Raw genomic sequence first — 15,635 nt, 5'->3', positions numbered from 1 at the left:
ACGTTCAGTCGGACGCGGTGGAGCGGCGTCGATACTCGCTGGGTGTCTGCCCAGTCGCGCGCTTGAATGCACTGTTGAAGGTGGACTTGCTGCCGAAGCCGGCCGCAAGGCCAATGTCCAGCACGCTTCGTGGGTCGGAGGGATCGGACAGGCACGCCATCGCAGCGGCGACGCGGAAGCCGTTCACGAACTCGGAGAAGCTCTGGCCCAGACCCTGGTTGAGTGCCTGCGACACCTGGTTCGGGGACCAGCCGCTGCGCTGGCTAAGGTGTTGAAGATCCAGTCTGGAGGCTTCGTGCAGGCGCTCGCCCTGCATCAACGCGGTCAGCGCGCTGGCGATGGCCGCGCACTGCGCAGCATCGATGCCCGAGCGCTCGTAGCGTGCGTCGGCGGTGCTCTCGGCAGACGCAGGCATGTTCACCATGCCACCTTCGGCAGCGCTCACGGGTGTGCGCAGTTGCCGGCGTAGGACCCGGCACGCAAGCAGGTACATACCTGCCGTGGTCAGCAGACTGAGCCCGATGCTGGCCAGTAGCGGGGCGGCGCCTGGCGGCCACCGGTTCACCGTACTGGCAAGCCAGCACCCCGCCATCACGATCGCCAGCCCGCGTAGTCCACTGCGCTGGATGGCGGTTCCGCGCGGGGCCGAAGGTGTGCGCAGCGACAGCCACAGCGTGGCCAGCAGGTAGGGCGCACCCTGCAGCAACCAGCCATGGAAACTGAGCTGGAACACCACATTGCCCTGCGGCGAGGCCTCGAAAGGCGCAAGCGCATTCAATAGAGAGATGGCGAGCGCGAAAAAGGCAGGCAGCAGATGCTTGACCGGCAAAGACGACGCATGTTCCGGTCCGGGCGCCAGCAACGCACGCGCATGGCCGTACAGCAATGGGCCCAGCAGATAGACCAGTGGCACTTCGATGACCCGCAGCCAGCGCACAGCGTCGGTCGACAACCAGGCTTGACCACCTAGCAGTACCAGCCCGAACAGGTTGGCCGCGGCGAAACAGGCGAAGAATGCGGTGAGCAGGTGACTGCCACGCCGAGCACGGCCGAAGCTCACTCCGGTGGACAAGGCGGCCAGGCCCAGAATCGCAGCGCCCGCCGCCAACTTCAGCAGATCTGGTGGCATCATGCGCGCAGTGTTGATGAAGCGCGCAACATCGTCCAGCGCGGGTCGCGACGAGGAAGGCAACGAGGGGAAAGATGGCGCGCCCGGAGGGATTCGAACCCCCGACCAATGGCTTCGGAAGCCACTACTCTATCCGGCTGAGCTACGGGCGCGTTGTAGAACCGCCGCACCACCGACCAGTGCCGGGGCGGGCATCGCAGCGCCATGAGGCGGTGCGGGACGGGCATTCTATCCAAGTTCGCCGAACAAATCTCCCCCCGCCGGGCAAAGCCCGGCCGGAAGGGCAGGAGTATCCTATCGCCATGGCTGATACCCCCCTCTCTTCGCCGCAATCGCCGGCGACGCCGCGTTGGCGGCATTTCTGGAGTCTGATGCGCGCTGATCGCCCGATCGGCACGTTGCTGCTGCTGTGGCCCACGTGGTGGGCGTTGTGGCTGGCCGCGGGCGGCATGCCGCCGCTATGGACGCTGTTCGTGTTCACCGCCGGCGTGTGGCTGACCCGCTCGGCCGGTTGCGTCATCAACGACTACGCCGACCGCTGGCTCGACCCGCACGTGGAGCGCACCAAGGCGCGCCCGTTGGCCACCGGTGCGATCAGCGGCCGCGCAGCACTCGCCCTGTTCGCCGTCCTGATGCTGGTGGCGTTCGGCCTGGTGCTTACGATGAACGGCCTGACTATCGGCCTGAGCTTCATCGGTGTGTTCCTGGCCGCCAGCTACCCGTACCTGAAGCGTTACACCCATCTGCCGCAGGTGTACCTGGGCATGTCGTTCGGCTGGGGCATCCCGATGGCCTTCGCCGCCGTGCAGGGCGAGGTGCCGATGCTGGGCTGGCTGCTGTATGCCGGCAACATTCTGTGGTCCACCGCCTACGACACCTGGTATGCCATGGTCGATCGCGAGGACGACCTGAAGATGGGCTCGCACTCCACCGCGATCCTGTTCGGTGATCTCGATCTGGTCATCCAGGGCGTGCTGTACGCGCTGTTCCTGGCCACCATGGCGCTGGTGGGCGTGCGCGGCGGTCTGGGCGGGTACTACCTGGCCGGTGTGACCGTGGCCACGGTGCTGGTGGTGTACGAGTTCTGGATCTGCCGCAACCGCGAGCGCGGTCCATGCTTCAAGGCGTTCCTGCACAACAACTGGGTGGGTGCCGCGCTGTTTGCCGGCATCGCCGTGGACCTGGCGTTGCGTTGAGACACGCAGCCGAGCGTGGGCTCGGCTCTACAGCTGACAGCGCTTCTGTAGCGCCCGAGCCTATGCTCGGGCGGCGGCGCATAGCGCCGGGCCTTCCGCCACCTACGACCAATAGGTGGCAGACAGCCCGCGCACCACCGCCCAGAATCGGGCCATCGAACCTGGGAGGGTAGGCGATGGCCTCGACGGCAGCAGTACAGGATGGCTGGATGGCGCGCGCAGCGCTGCGCTCGGCTGCCTGGGCGGAAAAGTGGTTCCCCGACGCGTATGTGTTCGCGGTGCTGGGCGTGGTCATCGTCGCGCTGGCCGCGATGGGCTTCGGCTCAACCCCGCAGGCCACCGCCAGCGCCTTCGGTGACGGCTTCTGGAGCCTGATTCCCTTCACCATGCAGATGGCCTTCGTGGTCATCGGCGGCTACGCGGTGGCGACCGCGCCGGTGGTTGCCCGCTTCATCGACTTCCTGGCCCGTGTGCCGCGCACCGGCCGTGGTGCGGTGGTGTACGTGGGCCTGGTCAGCATGCTCGCCTCGCTGCTCAGCTGGGGCTTCTCGCTGGTATTCGGCGGCCTGCTGGTGCGCGCGCTGGCGCGCCGCACCGAACTGCGCATGGACTACCGCGCGGCTGGTGCCTCGGCGTATCTCGGTCTGGGTGCGGTGTGGGCGATGGGCCTGAGCTCGTCGGCCGCACAGCTGCAGGCCAACCCGGCCAGCATGCCACCAGGGCTGGTTGAAATCACTGGCGTGCTGCCGTTCACCGAAACCATCTTCCTGTGGCAGTCGATCGCACTGACCGCGGTGCTGATCCTGGTCTCGCTGCTGATCGCCTGGCTGACCGCACCGGCCGCCGGCAGTGCGCGTACCGCCGAGGAGTTCCCGGGCGCCGCGCAGGCCGAGCCGGAACCGTTGCAGCGTCGCACGCGCCCGGGCGAGTGGCTGGAATACAGCCCGCTGCTGACCGTGCTGCTCTCGCTGCTGGCGTTCGGTTGGCTGTTCAACGAGTTCGCCAACAAGCCGGTGGTCACCGCCATCGCCAACCTCAATACCTACAACTTCATGTTCATTTCGCTGGGCCTGCTGCTGCACTGGCGCCCACGCAGCTTCCTCAACGCGGTCGCCAAGGCGGTGCCCAGCACCACCGGCGTGCTGATCCAGTTCCCGCTGTACGGCGGTATCGCCATGATCCTCACCCACGCTGCCGGCGGCGATGGGCAGACGCTGGCGCACCGCCTGTCGAGCCTGTTCGTGCACGTGGCCAGCACCGATAGCTTCGCGCTGGTGATGGGCGTCTACTCGGCTGTGCTGGGCTTCTTCGTGCCCTCCGGTGGTGGCAAGTGGATCATCGAGGCACCGTACGTGATGCAGGCCGCCAACGAACTGAAGGCACACCTGGGCTGGGCGGTGCAGGTCTACAACGCGGCCGAAGCGCTGCCGAACCTGATCAACCCGTTCTGGATGCTGCCGCTGTTGGGCGTGCTGGGCCTGAAGGCTCGTGACATCGTCGGCTTCACCTTCATCCAGCTGCTGGTGCATATCCCGCTGGTCCTGGGCCTGCTGTGGCTGCTGGGCATGACGCTGGCCTATGTGCCGCCGGTGATGCCCTGAGTGCTGGGCTCGCGCCCGCGCAGGATCAGGGCGCCAGCCACGTTCAGCGCATGTTTCCAGCAGCGAACGCCATGAATGCGCGTCACGCTGACCATGGCATGAGCACATGCCGAACCCGCATGAATCCTTCAGCCGCTTGTGCCACAAGGGCTTCTGCGCGTTCATCCACAGGCGTACACACAGATGTAGCCGCCCACCCACGCGTGATTAACCAATGGCTGCAGACGATGGCCCCGTCCACCGCATTCCGCGAGTGGCTTTGGAGATCGGACATGGCACAGCAGAACCAGAACCCGAACCAGAAGCAGCAGGGCCAGCAGAACCAGCAGGATCAGCAGCAGGGCCGCGACCAGCAGCAGCAACAGCAGCAGGAACAGCAGAAGCGCAACCAGAACCAGCAGCAGGGCGGCCACGACGAAGAAGAATGACCGCGTTGCGCGTGCAACGTGACCGGCGAAGCCCCGCCCCGTGCGGGGCTTTGCTTATTCCAGCACGCCGATACGCTGCAGCACCGGCGCCGCCGACATGTCGTTCGGATTGGTGCCGGGCTGATCCTGCGGCACGTCCATGCCCATGCCGCGGTAGAGATCGACCCAGTGCTGGGCGATCTGCCCGGTCTGCGGGTTGCGGAAGTTCATCGGCTGCAACGCGAACACGTGGTGCGCACGGAACGCACGCTCGATGAAGTCCGAGCAGTAGTAGCTGTCCTCGCTCAACACATACGACGTGTTGTAAGGCTTGCCCAGCATCGTGCGCGCGGTCGCGACAGCGTCCTTGATGGCCGTCTGCTGCGGCGCGCGCAGGCGATAGACCACGATCTGCCGCTGCTTGGCACGCGCGTCCTGGCGGAACTCGACCAGCGATTGCCGGCGCGATCCCTTCTCGTCCGCGTGCAGGACCTCCCAGCCCTTCGGCGCGACGGCGACCAACGCCACGTGATCGAAGCTGGGCGCGTCCTGCGTGCCGGTGGCATCGTCGATGGCCGCACTGAGGCCGCTGTGGCCGGCGGTGACGAACAGCAGGTCGCCCTCGTGGACATCGATGGCCAACGCCACGGTCGGCCACAGGGTGGGCAGCAGCAGGCCGATCAGGAGCAGGAGGCGACGCATGGCATTCCCGGACAGGCAGAGTGCGGGAATTGTAGGGTGCGCGGTGGCATGGGGCGACTGGATTGGATTCAGGATGAGCCCCTGCGTCGATCCGATACCCGATCCGGCACAGGCACGGCGGAGCGGTGCCTGCTAGGCTCGGGGCCTGGTACAGGCAGGGAGACGCCGATGCAGGCTCGCAGGATGCATACCATCACCAACGCCGCCATTGCCGCAATGCTGGCGATGTCACCTTTCAGCGGTGCCCGGGCCGAGTCGGCACATGCCGATGACCGCGCCTACTTCGCCGATGCGGCAGCCGAACAGGCCGCGCGGGACGTGCTGGCCAAGCACGCGGACGCCCTGCAGCGTGCGGCAGGTATCACGCCGGAGGAACGCTTTCAGCAGGCCGAGGCACTGGAGGCGCAGTGCCTGCGCCATCACAGCTACCTGCACCTGCAGGCTGCCCGCAACGCGCGTGATCACCGCCCGGCGCAGGCGCTGGATCAGGTGATGGGGCTGTGCGGCCGCATTGCCCTCAGCGGCCGCGCTGCGCTGCGTGAGGCGCCGGCGGACGCGGCGTGGACCGCGCCGTATGCATTCCTGCGTGCGCGTGCGCTGAAGGACGTCGCCACCCCGGCCAACGATGCGCTGGATGAGGCCGTGGAAGCGCTGGCCGATCCGGCACTGGACAGCTTTGCGCGCCTGCGCGGGCAGATCCTGCGCAGTGCAGAGTACCCGCAGATCGAACGCGAAGGACGACGCTGGGACACAGGAGGCGACAAGCAGGCACTGGCCCAGCATCCCGACCGAGCGCTGCGTGAAGCTGGTTGGAAGGGCTATTGGCAGGGCCTGCAGTCGCGCCGGGAGCCGATGGCCTCGGTCCTGCTCGGCCTGGTGCAGGTGAACGATGCTGCCGCGCGTCTGCAGGGCGACGGCTCCGCACCGGCACGGGGCTATCAGCGCATGGGCCTGGATGCATCGGCCGTGGACGCGACGCTGGTGGCGATCGAACGTCACGCAGACGATCGCCGCGCCTACCAGGACATGCTGCTGCGCCACGCCGTGCGTTCCGGTATCGATGCGCCGCAGCTCTGGGACACCACGGTGCCCGATGCCGGTTACACGCCGCCGGTGCTGTCGCTGGCGCAGCTGCGCGACACCGCCGCCGACGCAATGCAGCATCTGGGGCCGGCCTACGTCGCCGAACTGCGCGCGCTGCTTGATCCGGCCAACCACCGGATGGACCTGGCCACCGAACGCGGCAATCGCAGCCAGGATGCGTTTCCGATGAACGCGCCGGACAGGCCGGCGATGCTGTTCGTCGGTGTACGCAGCGGGGATCTGGAAAGCGACGTCGAGATCGCGCACGAAGCGGGCCACGCGATGCATGGTGAGTGGATGCAGCGTGGCCATGCGTCACCGCTGCAGCGCAACGGCAGCCAATGGCTGACCGAGGCGTTCGCCATCTACAACGAACTGCGCTTCCGCGACCAGCTGTACCAGCAGGCAGAGGATCCCCGAGCAAAGGCCTACTACCTGAAGTCGCTGCTGGACGACATGGTGATGCAGCTGTTCACCTCGTCAGAGGAAGCGCAGCTAGAGCAATCCATCTACCAGGGCGTGGCTGCTGGCACGCTGGGCACCGCCGACGACCTGGACGCGCTGACCGGCCGGGTGCTGGCGCGTTTCGGCCAGCAACCGGACCGCTATCCGCAGCTGCGTAGCGGCTGGATCGTCAAGCGCCTGATGTATGACGACCCGAACTACCTGGTGAATTACCTGTACGCAGGGCTGCTGGCAGTGCAGCTCTATGTGCAGGACCAGCGTGACCCGCAAGGGTTCCGGGAGCGCTATCTCGCTGTGCTGGGTGAAGGCTTCGATCGCGCGCCGAGCGAGCAGGTGGCGCAGCTGCTGGGGCATGCGCCGGACTGGCCGGCACTGGTGGATGCCGATATGCAGGTATTCAACCAGTTGGCCGCGCGGCTGCAGGCCCTGCACGCACGGATCGAGCGAGGGCAGGGCGCATGAGCATGTCGCGCAGGGCGAGGTGCACATGGAGCATGGCATGGCGGCTGATACTGCTGTGCCTGTTGCCGATGATGGTGATGGCTGCAGCCGCAGTACCTGCGCTGGATGATCCGGTGGTGGACACCGTCAATGCACTGTCGGCGGATACCCGCGACGCCCTGCGTACGCAGGCATTGCAGCTGCAGGCACGCACTGGTGCGCAACTGCAGGTGCTGGTGGTCGATCGTGTTGGCGACGAGGGTATCGAGGCCTATGCGCAGCGGGTGTTCGAGCAGTGGCAGCTGGGCCGCGAAGGCGTCGATGATGGCGTGCTGCTGCTTGTGGCCGTGCAGGACCGCCGTGTCCGCATCCAGACCGGCTACGGCCTGGAGGGCGCGATTCCCGATGCCTATGCTGCCCGCATCATCGACAATGCGATCGTGCCGCGTTTCCGCCAGGGCGACCTTGACCAGGGCCTGCTGGATGGAACCAAGGTCGTGATCGCGCTGATCGACGGCGAGGAACTGCCGGCGTGGGAAGAGCCGTCGATGCGCAACGTGCTGCCGGCCGATTGGCGCAGCGCGGACTCGGTGGTTGCGCTGACGCTGCTGGCCGGCTTCCTTGCGGGCCTGTGGCGTTCACCGCGTTCGCGGCCGACGGCCAGGACGCCGGACGACTTCGCGCGCAGGCACCGCGAGCGCCGGCAGGGAGCACCGCGCGCGGTGGCGGCGCAGCAGGGGCGCCCGAAACGGCTTCCGGCCTGGGCGCGCCCCGTGCTGGTGACGGCAGTCGTGGCCGCGGGCGTGCTGGCGGCGGCTTCATGGGCGCCACGCCAGGCGCTGGCAGCGCTCTGCATCGTGCTGGCGTTGTGCGTACCGGTGGCGAGCCTGCTCGGCTGGTGCTGGCGCCGCAGCCGGGGTGTGCGCGTAGTGCTGCTCGGCCTGCTCGGGGTCAGTTCGGGGTTCTTCGTGGTGATGCTGCTGCGTGGCCAGTTGCCGCCCAGTCTGGCCCTGCACACGTTGCTGGACCTGGCGGTGGGAATCGTGGCCATGCTGGTGTTCTTCCTCGTACAGGCCTGCCGTGCACGCTGGCACAAGGACCGCAGCAGCTTCGGGGTGAGGTTCGCAGTACTGTTGCTGCTGACCGCCGGCTACGCGCTCTTCGCACTGCTGGCCATTGATCGGGCCGCCCCGGAAGCGCACCTTGCAGCAATGATCGGGTGGAGCGCCGGCACGCTCGTGCTGTACTTCGCCTGGATCTTCACCATGCTGCCTGGTGAGAAGGTACGCAGCGGCCGAAGTTCATCCGGTGGCAGCCGCAGCGCGTCCAGCAGCTCGTCGTCAAGTTCATCTTCGAGCAGTTCCAGCAGCTGGTCCGGGGGCGGTGGCCGCAGCGGCGGCGGTGGTGCGTCGGGAAGCTGGTAGGTCAGGCTGCCTGTACCCGCCATCCCAGCGCAACGTCTTCCACAACACCCGGGCCGGCCACATCGCTGACGTGAAGCTGCAGCCCCTGTGCACGCGGCAGGTCCTTCTGTTCCGGGAACCAGCGGCGGTCGGCAGCAACCACGATCAGCAGGCCTTCGTCATCGCCCATCGGTGCGAACTGGGCCGAAGGCGGGCTGATCGGCTGCAGGCCGAAGCGCTGGCTGGCCAGCTCACGCACGGCATCGACATCGCGGCTTGGCAGGCCGACTTCGCTCAGGCAGGCCAGCTCGCTGCCATGGAATGGACCCGTGCGCGTACCGGCAGGCAAGCGGCGGCGGCCGATCAGTTCCAGGATCAGGCCGTCAGGGCCGGTGAAGTACACCGACTGCGACTGCCAGCTGCTTTCCAGTGCGAAGTAGTCCAGTCCGGCAGGATTGCGCTGCAACGGCGTGCGTTCGCGCAACCAGGCCATCGCTTCGCCGAAGCGGTTGTCCGGTACGTTGAAGGCCAGGTGTACGCCGCCGACCGGACGATCTTCCGCGGGTTGCAGTTCGATCGTGCTCCAGCCGATGTGCACATGGTTGCCGACCACGCGCTGCTGCAGCACATCGTGGAAGTAGCTGGCCACGGTACCGACATCGGATACCGGCAGCGTGAGGTGCAACAGGCGCATGATCGATCCTCCATGGAACGCACGCACCGAGTGTAGACCTGGCGGGATTGCGTGGGTGTCACCGCAGGCGCAACGATTCGTTACGGTGGGTGCCGCGGTCGAAGATCATTCGACCGGCAGCCAGAGTTCCACGCCGCCGTTGCCGCTGTGCTCATCGAAACGCATGTCGTAGCGTTCCAGATCGGGCGCATCGGCCAGGCTGAGGCCGGAGCCGGGCAGGTAGTGATCCAGCAACCAGAACCAGGTCGAGCGGATGGTCGAGATGTGCCCGCCGTGCCAGGCCACCAGGTAGCGACGCGGCGGAATGTCCACGCGTTGCCAGTGCGCAGGTACGCTCGGCACCGCGCTGGCCGGCAGTGCGGCGATGTAGTCGAAGCCGCCATCGTCATCACTGTTGCAGCACACGCCAAAGCTGATCGGTGCTGGCGTCGGCCATTCGCGGTTGAGCTGCGCCCACTGTCCGGGTATCGCACCGCCGCTGTCGCGGGTATGCCGCATGCCGATACCCACCAGCTGGAAAGCGGGCGTGTCGAGCAGGCGCGGTGCCTCATCGCAGGCAACGGGCGCCTCGTCCACGCGGATCGCCTGCACCAGCGCCAGGCCGTCGGTGCCCTGTTCGCGTACCCGTTCCGGTGTCTGCCCGAACTGGTCGCTGAAGGCACGGGTGAACGCCGCGTGCGTGGTGTAACCGGCGCCCAGCGCGACCTGCAGGATGTCGCCGGCGCCGTTGGCCAGCCGCTGCGCGGCCGCGGTCAGTCGCCGCCCGCGCAGGTAGCGCACCACCGAGGTACCGGTGCGGGCCTGGAACAGGCGCGACAGGTGGAACGGCGACAGCCCCGCCGCAGCGGCGATATCGGCCAGTGCCAGTGGTCGATCCGCATGGGTTTCGATGTACCACACCGCCTTGCCTGCCGCGCTCATCCTGCCGTTCCCCGAATCCAGTGCCGGGCACAGTAGCGGATCGGCAGGCACGGCGTTTAGCAGTTCTTGCGCTGGCGAGGCTTTGCGTGCGCCTGCATACCGGCAACAATGCCCGGATCATGGATGAAGGGGTAAGGGGCGTGCGATCGACGACGTGGGATGCCTGGCCAGTGGAGCCGATCCGATGATGGAAATGGTGGTTACCCAGTGGCTGTTGCCCTGGTTGTTGACCCTGGCATTGGCGTTACTGATGTGGCGCTGCGCGCCGTACTGGAAGGGCAATGCCTGGGTGTACCGCGCCGGCTTCGCGCTCCTGGCCGGGCTGCTGACACCGACATTGCTGCTGGCCGGTCACGGCGTTCTACCGGTGCCGACCATCGGAGGGCTGGTGACGGTGCTGGACCGGTTGGAGTGGATCGGCAATCTGGACTTCAACATCCTGGCGGTCGGCACCGACAACATCTGGTTCCTGTTCACGCCGTTCCAGATGGTGTCCATTGGCATGCTGTTCTTTCCACTGCGGACGGCCCGGCCGGCCCGTCTTGGCTTCGGCGGCAAGACCAAGGACTAGCCCCGGCACACGGTTGGTGGACTCTGGTAGGTGCCAACCTTGGTTGGCACTTCCTTGCACCTACCGTTCGATCGCCGGCAACGCATCCGACAACAACAGCCGGTCAATCCGCCGCAACGCGCTTTCCAACTGCCTGCGGTCCGCCGCCAGCCCCAGCGACAGTCGCACGCCGTTCTGGTGCGACACGCCGGGCGGGCAGAACGCCGACGACGGTGCAATCGCCAGCCCCTGCAGCTGCGCGGTGCGCACCAGGGTGGCATCGGTCCACGGCGCCGGTATCAGGCACCAGGCATGCAGGCCCTCGGCACGCTGCAGCAGCGACGGTGCCAGCAGGTACCGCGCCATGCGCGTGCGCTCACGTGCCTCGCCGCGTACCTGCGCCAGCAGCGACTGTGCCGAGCCATCCAGCAACAACTGGCTGGCCAGCGCCGACACCAGCGGATGGCCCATCAACCGGGTCGCCCGCAACGCAGCCGTCATCGCCCCGGCATGCGCAGCGCTCGGGCACTGCACGAACGCGGTGCGCAGGCCGGGGCTGATCACCTTCGACAGCGTAGCCACGTAGAACACATGGCGCGGTGCCAGCGTTGCCAACGGTATTGGTGCCTCTTCGGCAAGCTGCCAGTACGGATCGTCTTCGATCGCCAACAGGCCTTCACTTTCCAGCACGCGCGCCAGCGCTTCGCGCCGCTGCAACGGCAACGTCTGCGCGGTCGGGTTCTGGCAGGTGGGGTTGAGATAGACCAGCCGTGCGCCGCTGTCGCGTGCCTGTCGTGCCAGCGCCTCGGGGCACATGCCGTGTTCGTCTCCGTCCACCGGCAGCAGCCGACGTCCCAGCGCCGCTGCAGCCTGCAGCAGGCCCGGATAGACCAGCGCATCGCACAGGATCGCATCATCATCGCGGCCCTGGCTGACCAGGATCGCGGCCAACGCCACCTGCGCGCCTTCGGTCAGCAGCAGGCAGTTGTCGTCCACCGCGCCGAGCATCGGTTGCAGCCAGCGCGCCGCCGCATGGCGATCAGTGGGGTTGCCGCCGCCCAGGTGATAGGTCATCAGGTTCGGCGCATTGCTGCGCGCAAGCACGGCGGCGGCACCGCGGCGCAGTGTCTCCGCCAGCGCGTCGGCATCGGGCACCGGCGGCACGTTCATGCTCAGGTCCACCACCTGGTCGAAGCCGGCCTTGGGCGGTGCAATGAAACTGCCCTGCGGCCCACGCGCCTCGATCAGGCCGCGCTTGCGGGCTTCATCGAAGGCGCGGGTGACCGTGGTCAGGTCGATGCCGAGCTGTTGCGCCAGGGCACGCTGCGAGGGCAGGCGCTGGCCGGGCGCAAGACCGCCACGGCGCACCGTACGTTCCAGCGAATTGACGATGCGCAGGTAGATCGGCCCGCTGTGTGCGAGCACGTCCTGCACCCACTCGCGCGCTGCGACATCCGGTCGCGGCATGTACGGAGCATGTCGGGGCGTATCGTTGCTTCCAACGGCGGGAGCCTGTCCATAACCATCGGTCGGTTCGGACAGGTGACCGCCGTTGTTGTTTGCGGCGGTCGTGCCCCCCAGAGCCAGTGAAGTCATTGCGCGTCCTCAGCGCTTGGCCTGCCACGGGCAGTAGCAGCCCACGGCAAGCAGTCCTTTCGGGCGCACGGTTTCACCGCGCACCAGTCTGTCCAGCAGCGGTTCGACGAAACTGTTGGCCGAGTTGCAGACCATGCCGATGCTGTACGGCCCGGCGTAGGCCAGATGGCCCTGCCGGTCCCAGATGGCTACGGCGGGGCTGGCCGGGATGTTCTCGATGCCGTCGATGGTTGGCAGGTTGATCACCTTGTTGCGCAGCGGCTCGGGAAGCTCGCCCTGCGTATCCGGGCGGCGGATCGCATAGAAGTCGATGCCGGTGCGGCGATACATGCTGATCAGGTAGCTCAGGTGCGCACCGGTCTCGCGGTTGCACACGCCGCAGGCCGGGTCCCAGAAATGCACCACGCGGATGCGGCCGGTATCACCGGCAAGATCGGCCGGCAGGCGCAGTTGTGAGTCGTCGAAGACGACGGCCTGTTCGGTGAAGGTGGACTGCGCGCTGTAGCCGAAGTACTGCCACAGCGCAGCCGCCACGCCGGCCATGAACAGGCAGGCGAGGGCGATCATCGTCGGCAGCAACCAGCGGCGGCGTGGCGCGGCTGCACCCATCAGGAATCTTCCCGGCCGAACTTGTGCACGTACTGCTTGCGCATCTCGCGGCAGGAATCGGCCTGCGCGCGGCGCTGGATCTCGCTACGCGACGGATCCTCGCTGCGCTGTACGCATTGCTCGATGGCATGGCGTTCGGCCGCCTGCACATCCACGGTCTGCGGCTGCAGGCAGACCCAGGCCAGCGCGGCCAGCATCAACACCACAAAGCCGCCGCAGCCGGCCATCACCAGGTGGAACTTCAGTTTCTCGGCGCGCATCGATGCACGTCCCTTCATCCATACATTGCATACAAAATACCATCTTGTATGGATGTCGTGCCACGCAGATGGCTCAGACGATGGCGCTGTGCCGAGCCTCAGGCGCTTCAGACAGGATCTCGTTCAGCTTCGCCAGCGCCCCCGCCAGTGCACCCTGGTCAACCGCGCCACCCAGCGACAGGCGGATCGCATTGCCCGGTGGCGGCTCCTCCACGCTGAAGGCGTCGGAGCTGGCGATGCCCAGGCCCTGCTCCTGTGCGGCCTGGATCAACCGGTACTGGTCGAGCCGCGGTGGCAGCGGCAGCCACACATGCAGGCCGGCCGGATGCGCCTGGGCGCGGGACGGCAGGTACTGCGCGGCAATCGCCTGGCGCTCGCGCAGTTCCTGCTGGAAGCGCTGCACCATGTCCTGGGCCTGGCCGCTGCGGATCCACTGCGACGCCACCGCCACCATCGACTGGGTCGGCATCAGCGCGATTGCGCGTAGCGCATCCAGCACCGGTTCCATCGGCTCGCCGGCCGGCACCACCAGGTAGGCGGTGCGCAGGCCCGGCGCCAGGCACTTGGACAGGGTGGAGATGTAGTAGACCGGGCAGCCGGCGTCGCGGTGGGCGGCCAGCGGTGGCGCGGCGTCACCGGCCAGCAACCAGTAGGGATCGTCTTCGATCACGGTCATATCGTGGCGCTTTGCCACCACCAGCAGGGCCTGCCGGCGCTGTGCCGACATCGTCGCCGTGGTCGGGTTCTGGATGGTCGGCACCAGGTACAGCAGGCGCGGGCGGCGTAGCTGGCAGGCCTCCTCCAGCGCTTCCGGCAGCATGCCCTCGGCGTCCATCGCCACCGGCACCACGCCCCGCTGCAGCACGCGCGCGGCCGCCAGCAGTCCCGGGTAGGTCAGTTGTTCGGCGGCGATCAGCTCGCCCGGCTGGGTGCGGGCCAGGATCAGCGCACACAGCGCGGTCTGCGCGCCAGGGCAGATCACTACCTGGTCGGTGCCGACCGTACCCAGCATCGGTGCCAGCCACTGCACGGCGGCGGCGCGGTCCTCGCGGGTGCCGGCGCCGACGTGGTAGCTCATCAGCTCGCCCTGGCCCAGCTGCTGCCCTACGTGCTGGAAGCCGGCCTCCATGCCCTGCGCGAACGGCGCGCTGCCCAGCAGCGGCGGGATGTTCATGCTCAGGTCCACCGAGGTGCTGCGGTTGCCGGCCGACAGCGCGATGAACGTGCCACCGGCGCCCTGAGCATCCAGCAGGCCGGCCTGGCGAAGTTCGGCAAAGGCGCGGGTGACCGTGGTCAGGTCCACGCCCACCTGCTGGGCCAGGTCGCGCTGCGGTGGCAGGCGGTCGCCCGGGCGCAGCACGCCGTCATCCACCGCTTCGCGCACCTGCTGGGCGATCTGCAGGTACAGCGGGCCGGCACCCTCGCGGAAGGGGCGGACCCAGGTGCGATTGGGACGTTTCAGGCGGCGGCCGGCGGCAGGGGGCGTCATCGGTCAGATTTTTCCATACGTGCAGATGCACAAGTCCATACAATGCTGTATCTTGTATGGGCTTGATTGGAGTGGTTCGCCTGCTTGTAGGCGACCTCGTACCCACAGTGTAGCCGCTCCACGCCCGGGCGCTGCGCGCAGGCGAGCCGGTCAAGCGCGCTTCTTCAACAGGGTTGACCTCCAATGAATATCTGCTGGAACCGCATCCGCCTGGCGCTGGTCGCCCTGGCCTGCGTCGGCCTGTCGGGCTGTGACTGGGTGCTGCTGGATTCGAAGGGCATGGTCGGGCTCGCACAGCGCGACCTGATCCTGATCTGCATCGGCTTGATGCTGATCGTGGTGATACCGGCCATCGTGCTGACCTTCGTGTTCGCATGGCGCTACCGCGCCGGCAACACCAAAGCGAAATACATGCCCGACTGGTCGCACTCCACCAAGGTGGAGATCGTGGTCTGGGGCGTGCCGCTGATCATCATCGCGGTGCTGGCGGTGATCGTGTGGAAGTCCACCCACGAACTGGACCCGTACAAGCCGCTGGACGTGGCTGGCGAACCGCTGCACGTGGACGTGATCGCCACCGACTGGAAGTGGGTGTTCGTCTATCCGGATCTTGGCATCGCCACGGTCAACCAGCTCAACTTCCCGGCCAACCGCCCGCTGGCGTTCAACATCACCTCCAACTCGACGATGAATACCTTCTTCATCCCGCAGCTGGGTGGGCAGATCTACGCGATGGCCGGCATGCGCACGCAGCTGCACCTGATCGCCAACGAGCCCGGCCAGTTCCGTGGCATGTCCGGCAACTACAGCGGGCATGGCTTCTCGAACATGAAGTTCATCGCCACTGCCAGCAGCAACGAAGAGTTCGAGCGCTGGGTGGCCGAGGTGCGCAGCGCGCCGGACGCGCTCAGCTTCACGCAGTTCAAGGCGCTGGCCGCGCCGTCGAAGAACGCACCGGTGCAGCACTTCTCCAGTGTTGAACCGCTGCTGTTCAAGAAGGTCATCGACCAGTTCATCGGTGTCGGTGAGAACACCACTGCCGCGGCCCCGGCTGGCGCTGCCGCTGGCGTCCAGGTTTCCCAGGAGTAA

15 protein-coding genes and 1 tRNA gene are annotated in these 15,635 nt (G+C 67.1%); 7 read left to right on the top strand and 9 right to left on the bottom strand.

What is annotated here, in order from left to right:
• Positions 1 to 4: 4 nt before the first annotated feature.
• Both D7Y61_RS09750 and D7Y61_RS09745 read right to left on the bottom strand, forming a co-directional pair.
• The gene (locus D7Y61_RS09750; RefSeq protein WP_180866059.1) at positions 5 to 1,132 is read right to left on the bottom strand and encodes a helix-turn-helix domain-containing protein; all 1,128 of its coding nucleotides are present in this window, start codon (positions 1,130 to 1,132) and stop codon (positions 5 to 7) included.
• Positions 1,133 to 1,204: 72 nt separating this feature from the next.
• Positions 1,205 to 1,281 (bottom strand) — tRNA-Arg (locus tag D7Y61_RS09745).
• A 150-nt stretch (positions 1,282 to 1,431) separates the two neighbouring features.
• On the opposite strand from D7Y61_RS09745, the gene ubiA reads away from it, so the two are divergent.
• The 3 genes from ubiA to D7Y61_RS22625 all read left to right on the top strand — a co-directional run bounded on the left by ubiA (position 1,432) and on the right by D7Y61_RS22625 (position 4,354).
• Positions 1,432 to 2,325 carry a 4-hydroxybenzoate octaprenyltransferase gene (ubiA, locus tag D7Y61_RS09740; protein WP_180866058.1) on the top strand — a complete coding sequence of 298 codons (894 nt, stop codon included), beginning with the start codon at positions 1,432 to 1,434 and terminating at the stop codon, positions 2,323 to 2,325.
• Between the two features lie 176 nt (positions 2,326 to 2,501).
• Positions 2,502 to 3,926 (top strand): short-chain fatty acid transporter, encoded by a 1,425-nt coding sequence (locus tag D7Y61_RS09735; RefSeq protein WP_180866057.1) that lies wholly within the window; start codon positions 2,502 to 2,504, stop codon positions 3,924 to 3,926.
• A gap of 272 nt (positions 3,927 to 4,198) precedes the next feature.
• On the top strand, positions 4,199 to 4,354 hold the full coding sequence (locus D7Y61_RS22625) for a hypothetical protein (RefSeq protein WP_258010325.1): 156 nt from the start codon (positions 4,199 to 4,201) through the stop codon (positions 4,352 to 4,354).
• 54 nt (positions 4,355 to 4,408) lie between these two features.
• On the opposite strand, the gene D7Y61_RS09725 is transcribed toward D7Y61_RS22625, so the two are convergent.
• Positions 4,409 to 5,035 carry a YiiX/YebB-like N1pC/P60 family cysteine hydrolase gene (locus D7Y61_RS09725; protein WP_180866055.1) on the bottom strand — a complete coding sequence of 209 codons (627 nt, stop codon included), beginning with the start codon at positions 5,033 to 5,035 and terminating at the stop codon, positions 4,409 to 4,411.
• A gap of 168 nt (positions 5,036 to 5,203) precedes the next feature.
• Between D7Y61_RS09725 and D7Y61_RS09720 the strand changes: the two genes are divergently transcribed.
• Both D7Y61_RS09720 and D7Y61_RS09715 read left to right on the top strand, forming a co-directional pair.
• A complete protein-coding gene (locus D7Y61_RS09720; RefSeq protein WP_180866054.1) occupies positions 5,204 to 7,045 on the top strand; it encodes a M3 family metallopeptidase in 1,842 nt (613 codons plus the stop codon).
• Between the two features lie 2 nt (positions 7,046 to 7,047).
• A complete protein-coding gene (locus D7Y61_RS09715; protein ID WP_180866092.1) occupies positions 7,048 to 8,448 on the top strand; it encodes a TPM domain-containing protein in 1,401 nt (466 codons plus the stop codon).
• Between the two features lies 1 nt (position 8,449).
• Here the strand turns inward: D7Y61_RS09715 and D7Y61_RS09710 are convergent, their stop codons facing one another.
• Both D7Y61_RS09710 and D7Y61_RS09705 read right to left on the bottom strand, forming a co-directional pair.
• The gene (locus D7Y61_RS09710) at positions 8,450 to 9,121 is read right to left on the bottom strand and encodes a VOC family protein (RefSeq protein ID WP_180866053.1); all 672 of its coding nucleotides are present in this window, start codon (positions 9,119 to 9,121) and stop codon (positions 8,450 to 8,452) included.
• A gap of 105 nt (positions 9,122 to 9,226) precedes the next feature.
• Entirely contained in the window at positions 9,227 to 10,042 is an 816-nt protein-coding gene (locus tag D7Y61_RS09705; RefSeq protein WP_180866052.1) for an AraC family transcriptional regulator, read from the bottom strand.
• A 187-nt stretch (positions 10,043 to 10,229) separates the two neighbouring features.
• Here D7Y61_RS09705 and D7Y61_RS09700 point away from each other — a divergent pair, with 187 nt between their 5' ends.
• Complete coding sequence (locus D7Y61_RS09700) at positions 10,230 to 10,613, top strand: hypothetical protein (protein WP_258010324.1); 384 nt, start codon at positions 10,230 to 10,232, stop codon at positions 10,611 to 10,613.
• A 60-nt stretch (positions 10,614 to 10,673) separates the two neighbouring features.
• On the opposite strand, the gene D7Y61_RS09695 is transcribed toward D7Y61_RS09700, so the two are convergent.
• Genes D7Y61_RS09695 through D7Y61_RS09680 form a run of 4 tightly spaced genes read right to left on the bottom strand, consistent with a single transcriptional unit; the run spans position 10,674 to position 14,546 of the window.
• Positions 10,674 to 12,188 carry a PLP-dependent aminotransferase family protein gene (locus tag D7Y61_RS09695; protein WP_180866050.1) on the bottom strand — a complete coding sequence of 505 codons (1,515 nt, stop codon included), beginning with the start codon at positions 12,186 to 12,188 and terminating at the stop codon, positions 10,674 to 10,676.
• A 9-nt stretch (positions 12,189 to 12,197) separates the two neighbouring features.
• On the bottom strand, positions 12,198 to 12,797 hold the full coding sequence (locus tag D7Y61_RS09690; protein ID WP_180866049.1) for a DUF6436 domain-containing protein: 600 nt from the start codon (positions 12,795 to 12,797) through the stop codon (positions 12,198 to 12,200).
• A complete protein-coding gene (locus D7Y61_RS09685) occupies positions 12,797 to 13,075 on the bottom strand; it encodes a hypothetical protein (protein WP_005414763.1) in 279 nt (92 codons plus the stop codon). The genes D7Y61_RS09690 and D7Y61_RS09685 overlap by 1 nt, the downstream gene beginning before the upstream one ends.
• 55 nt (positions 13,076 to 13,130) lie before the next feature.
• Complete coding sequence (locus D7Y61_RS09680) at positions 13,131 to 14,546, bottom strand: PLP-dependent aminotransferase family protein (protein ID WP_180866048.1); 1,416 nt, start codon at positions 14,544 to 14,546, stop codon at positions 13,131 to 13,133.
• 183 nt (positions 14,547 to 14,729) lie between these two features.
• Here D7Y61_RS09680 and cyoA point away from each other — a divergent pair, with 183 nt between their 5' ends.
• Positions 14,730 to 15,635 (top strand): ubiquinol oxidase subunit II, encoded by a 906-nt coding sequence (gene cyoA, locus D7Y61_RS09675; protein WP_180866047.1) that lies wholly within the window; start codon positions 14,730 to 14,732, stop codon positions 15,633 to 15,635.

Origin of the sequence: Stenotrophomonas maltophilia (assembly GCF_013464485.1) — a bacterium.
Lineage (GTDB): Bacteria > Pseudomonadota > Gammaproteobacteria > Xanthomonadales > Xanthomonadaceae > Stenotrophomonas > Stenotrophomonas maltophilia_AW.
The sequence above is the reverse complement of the archived record's forward strand: the minus strand, read 5'-3'. Positions and strand labels throughout refer to the sequence as shown.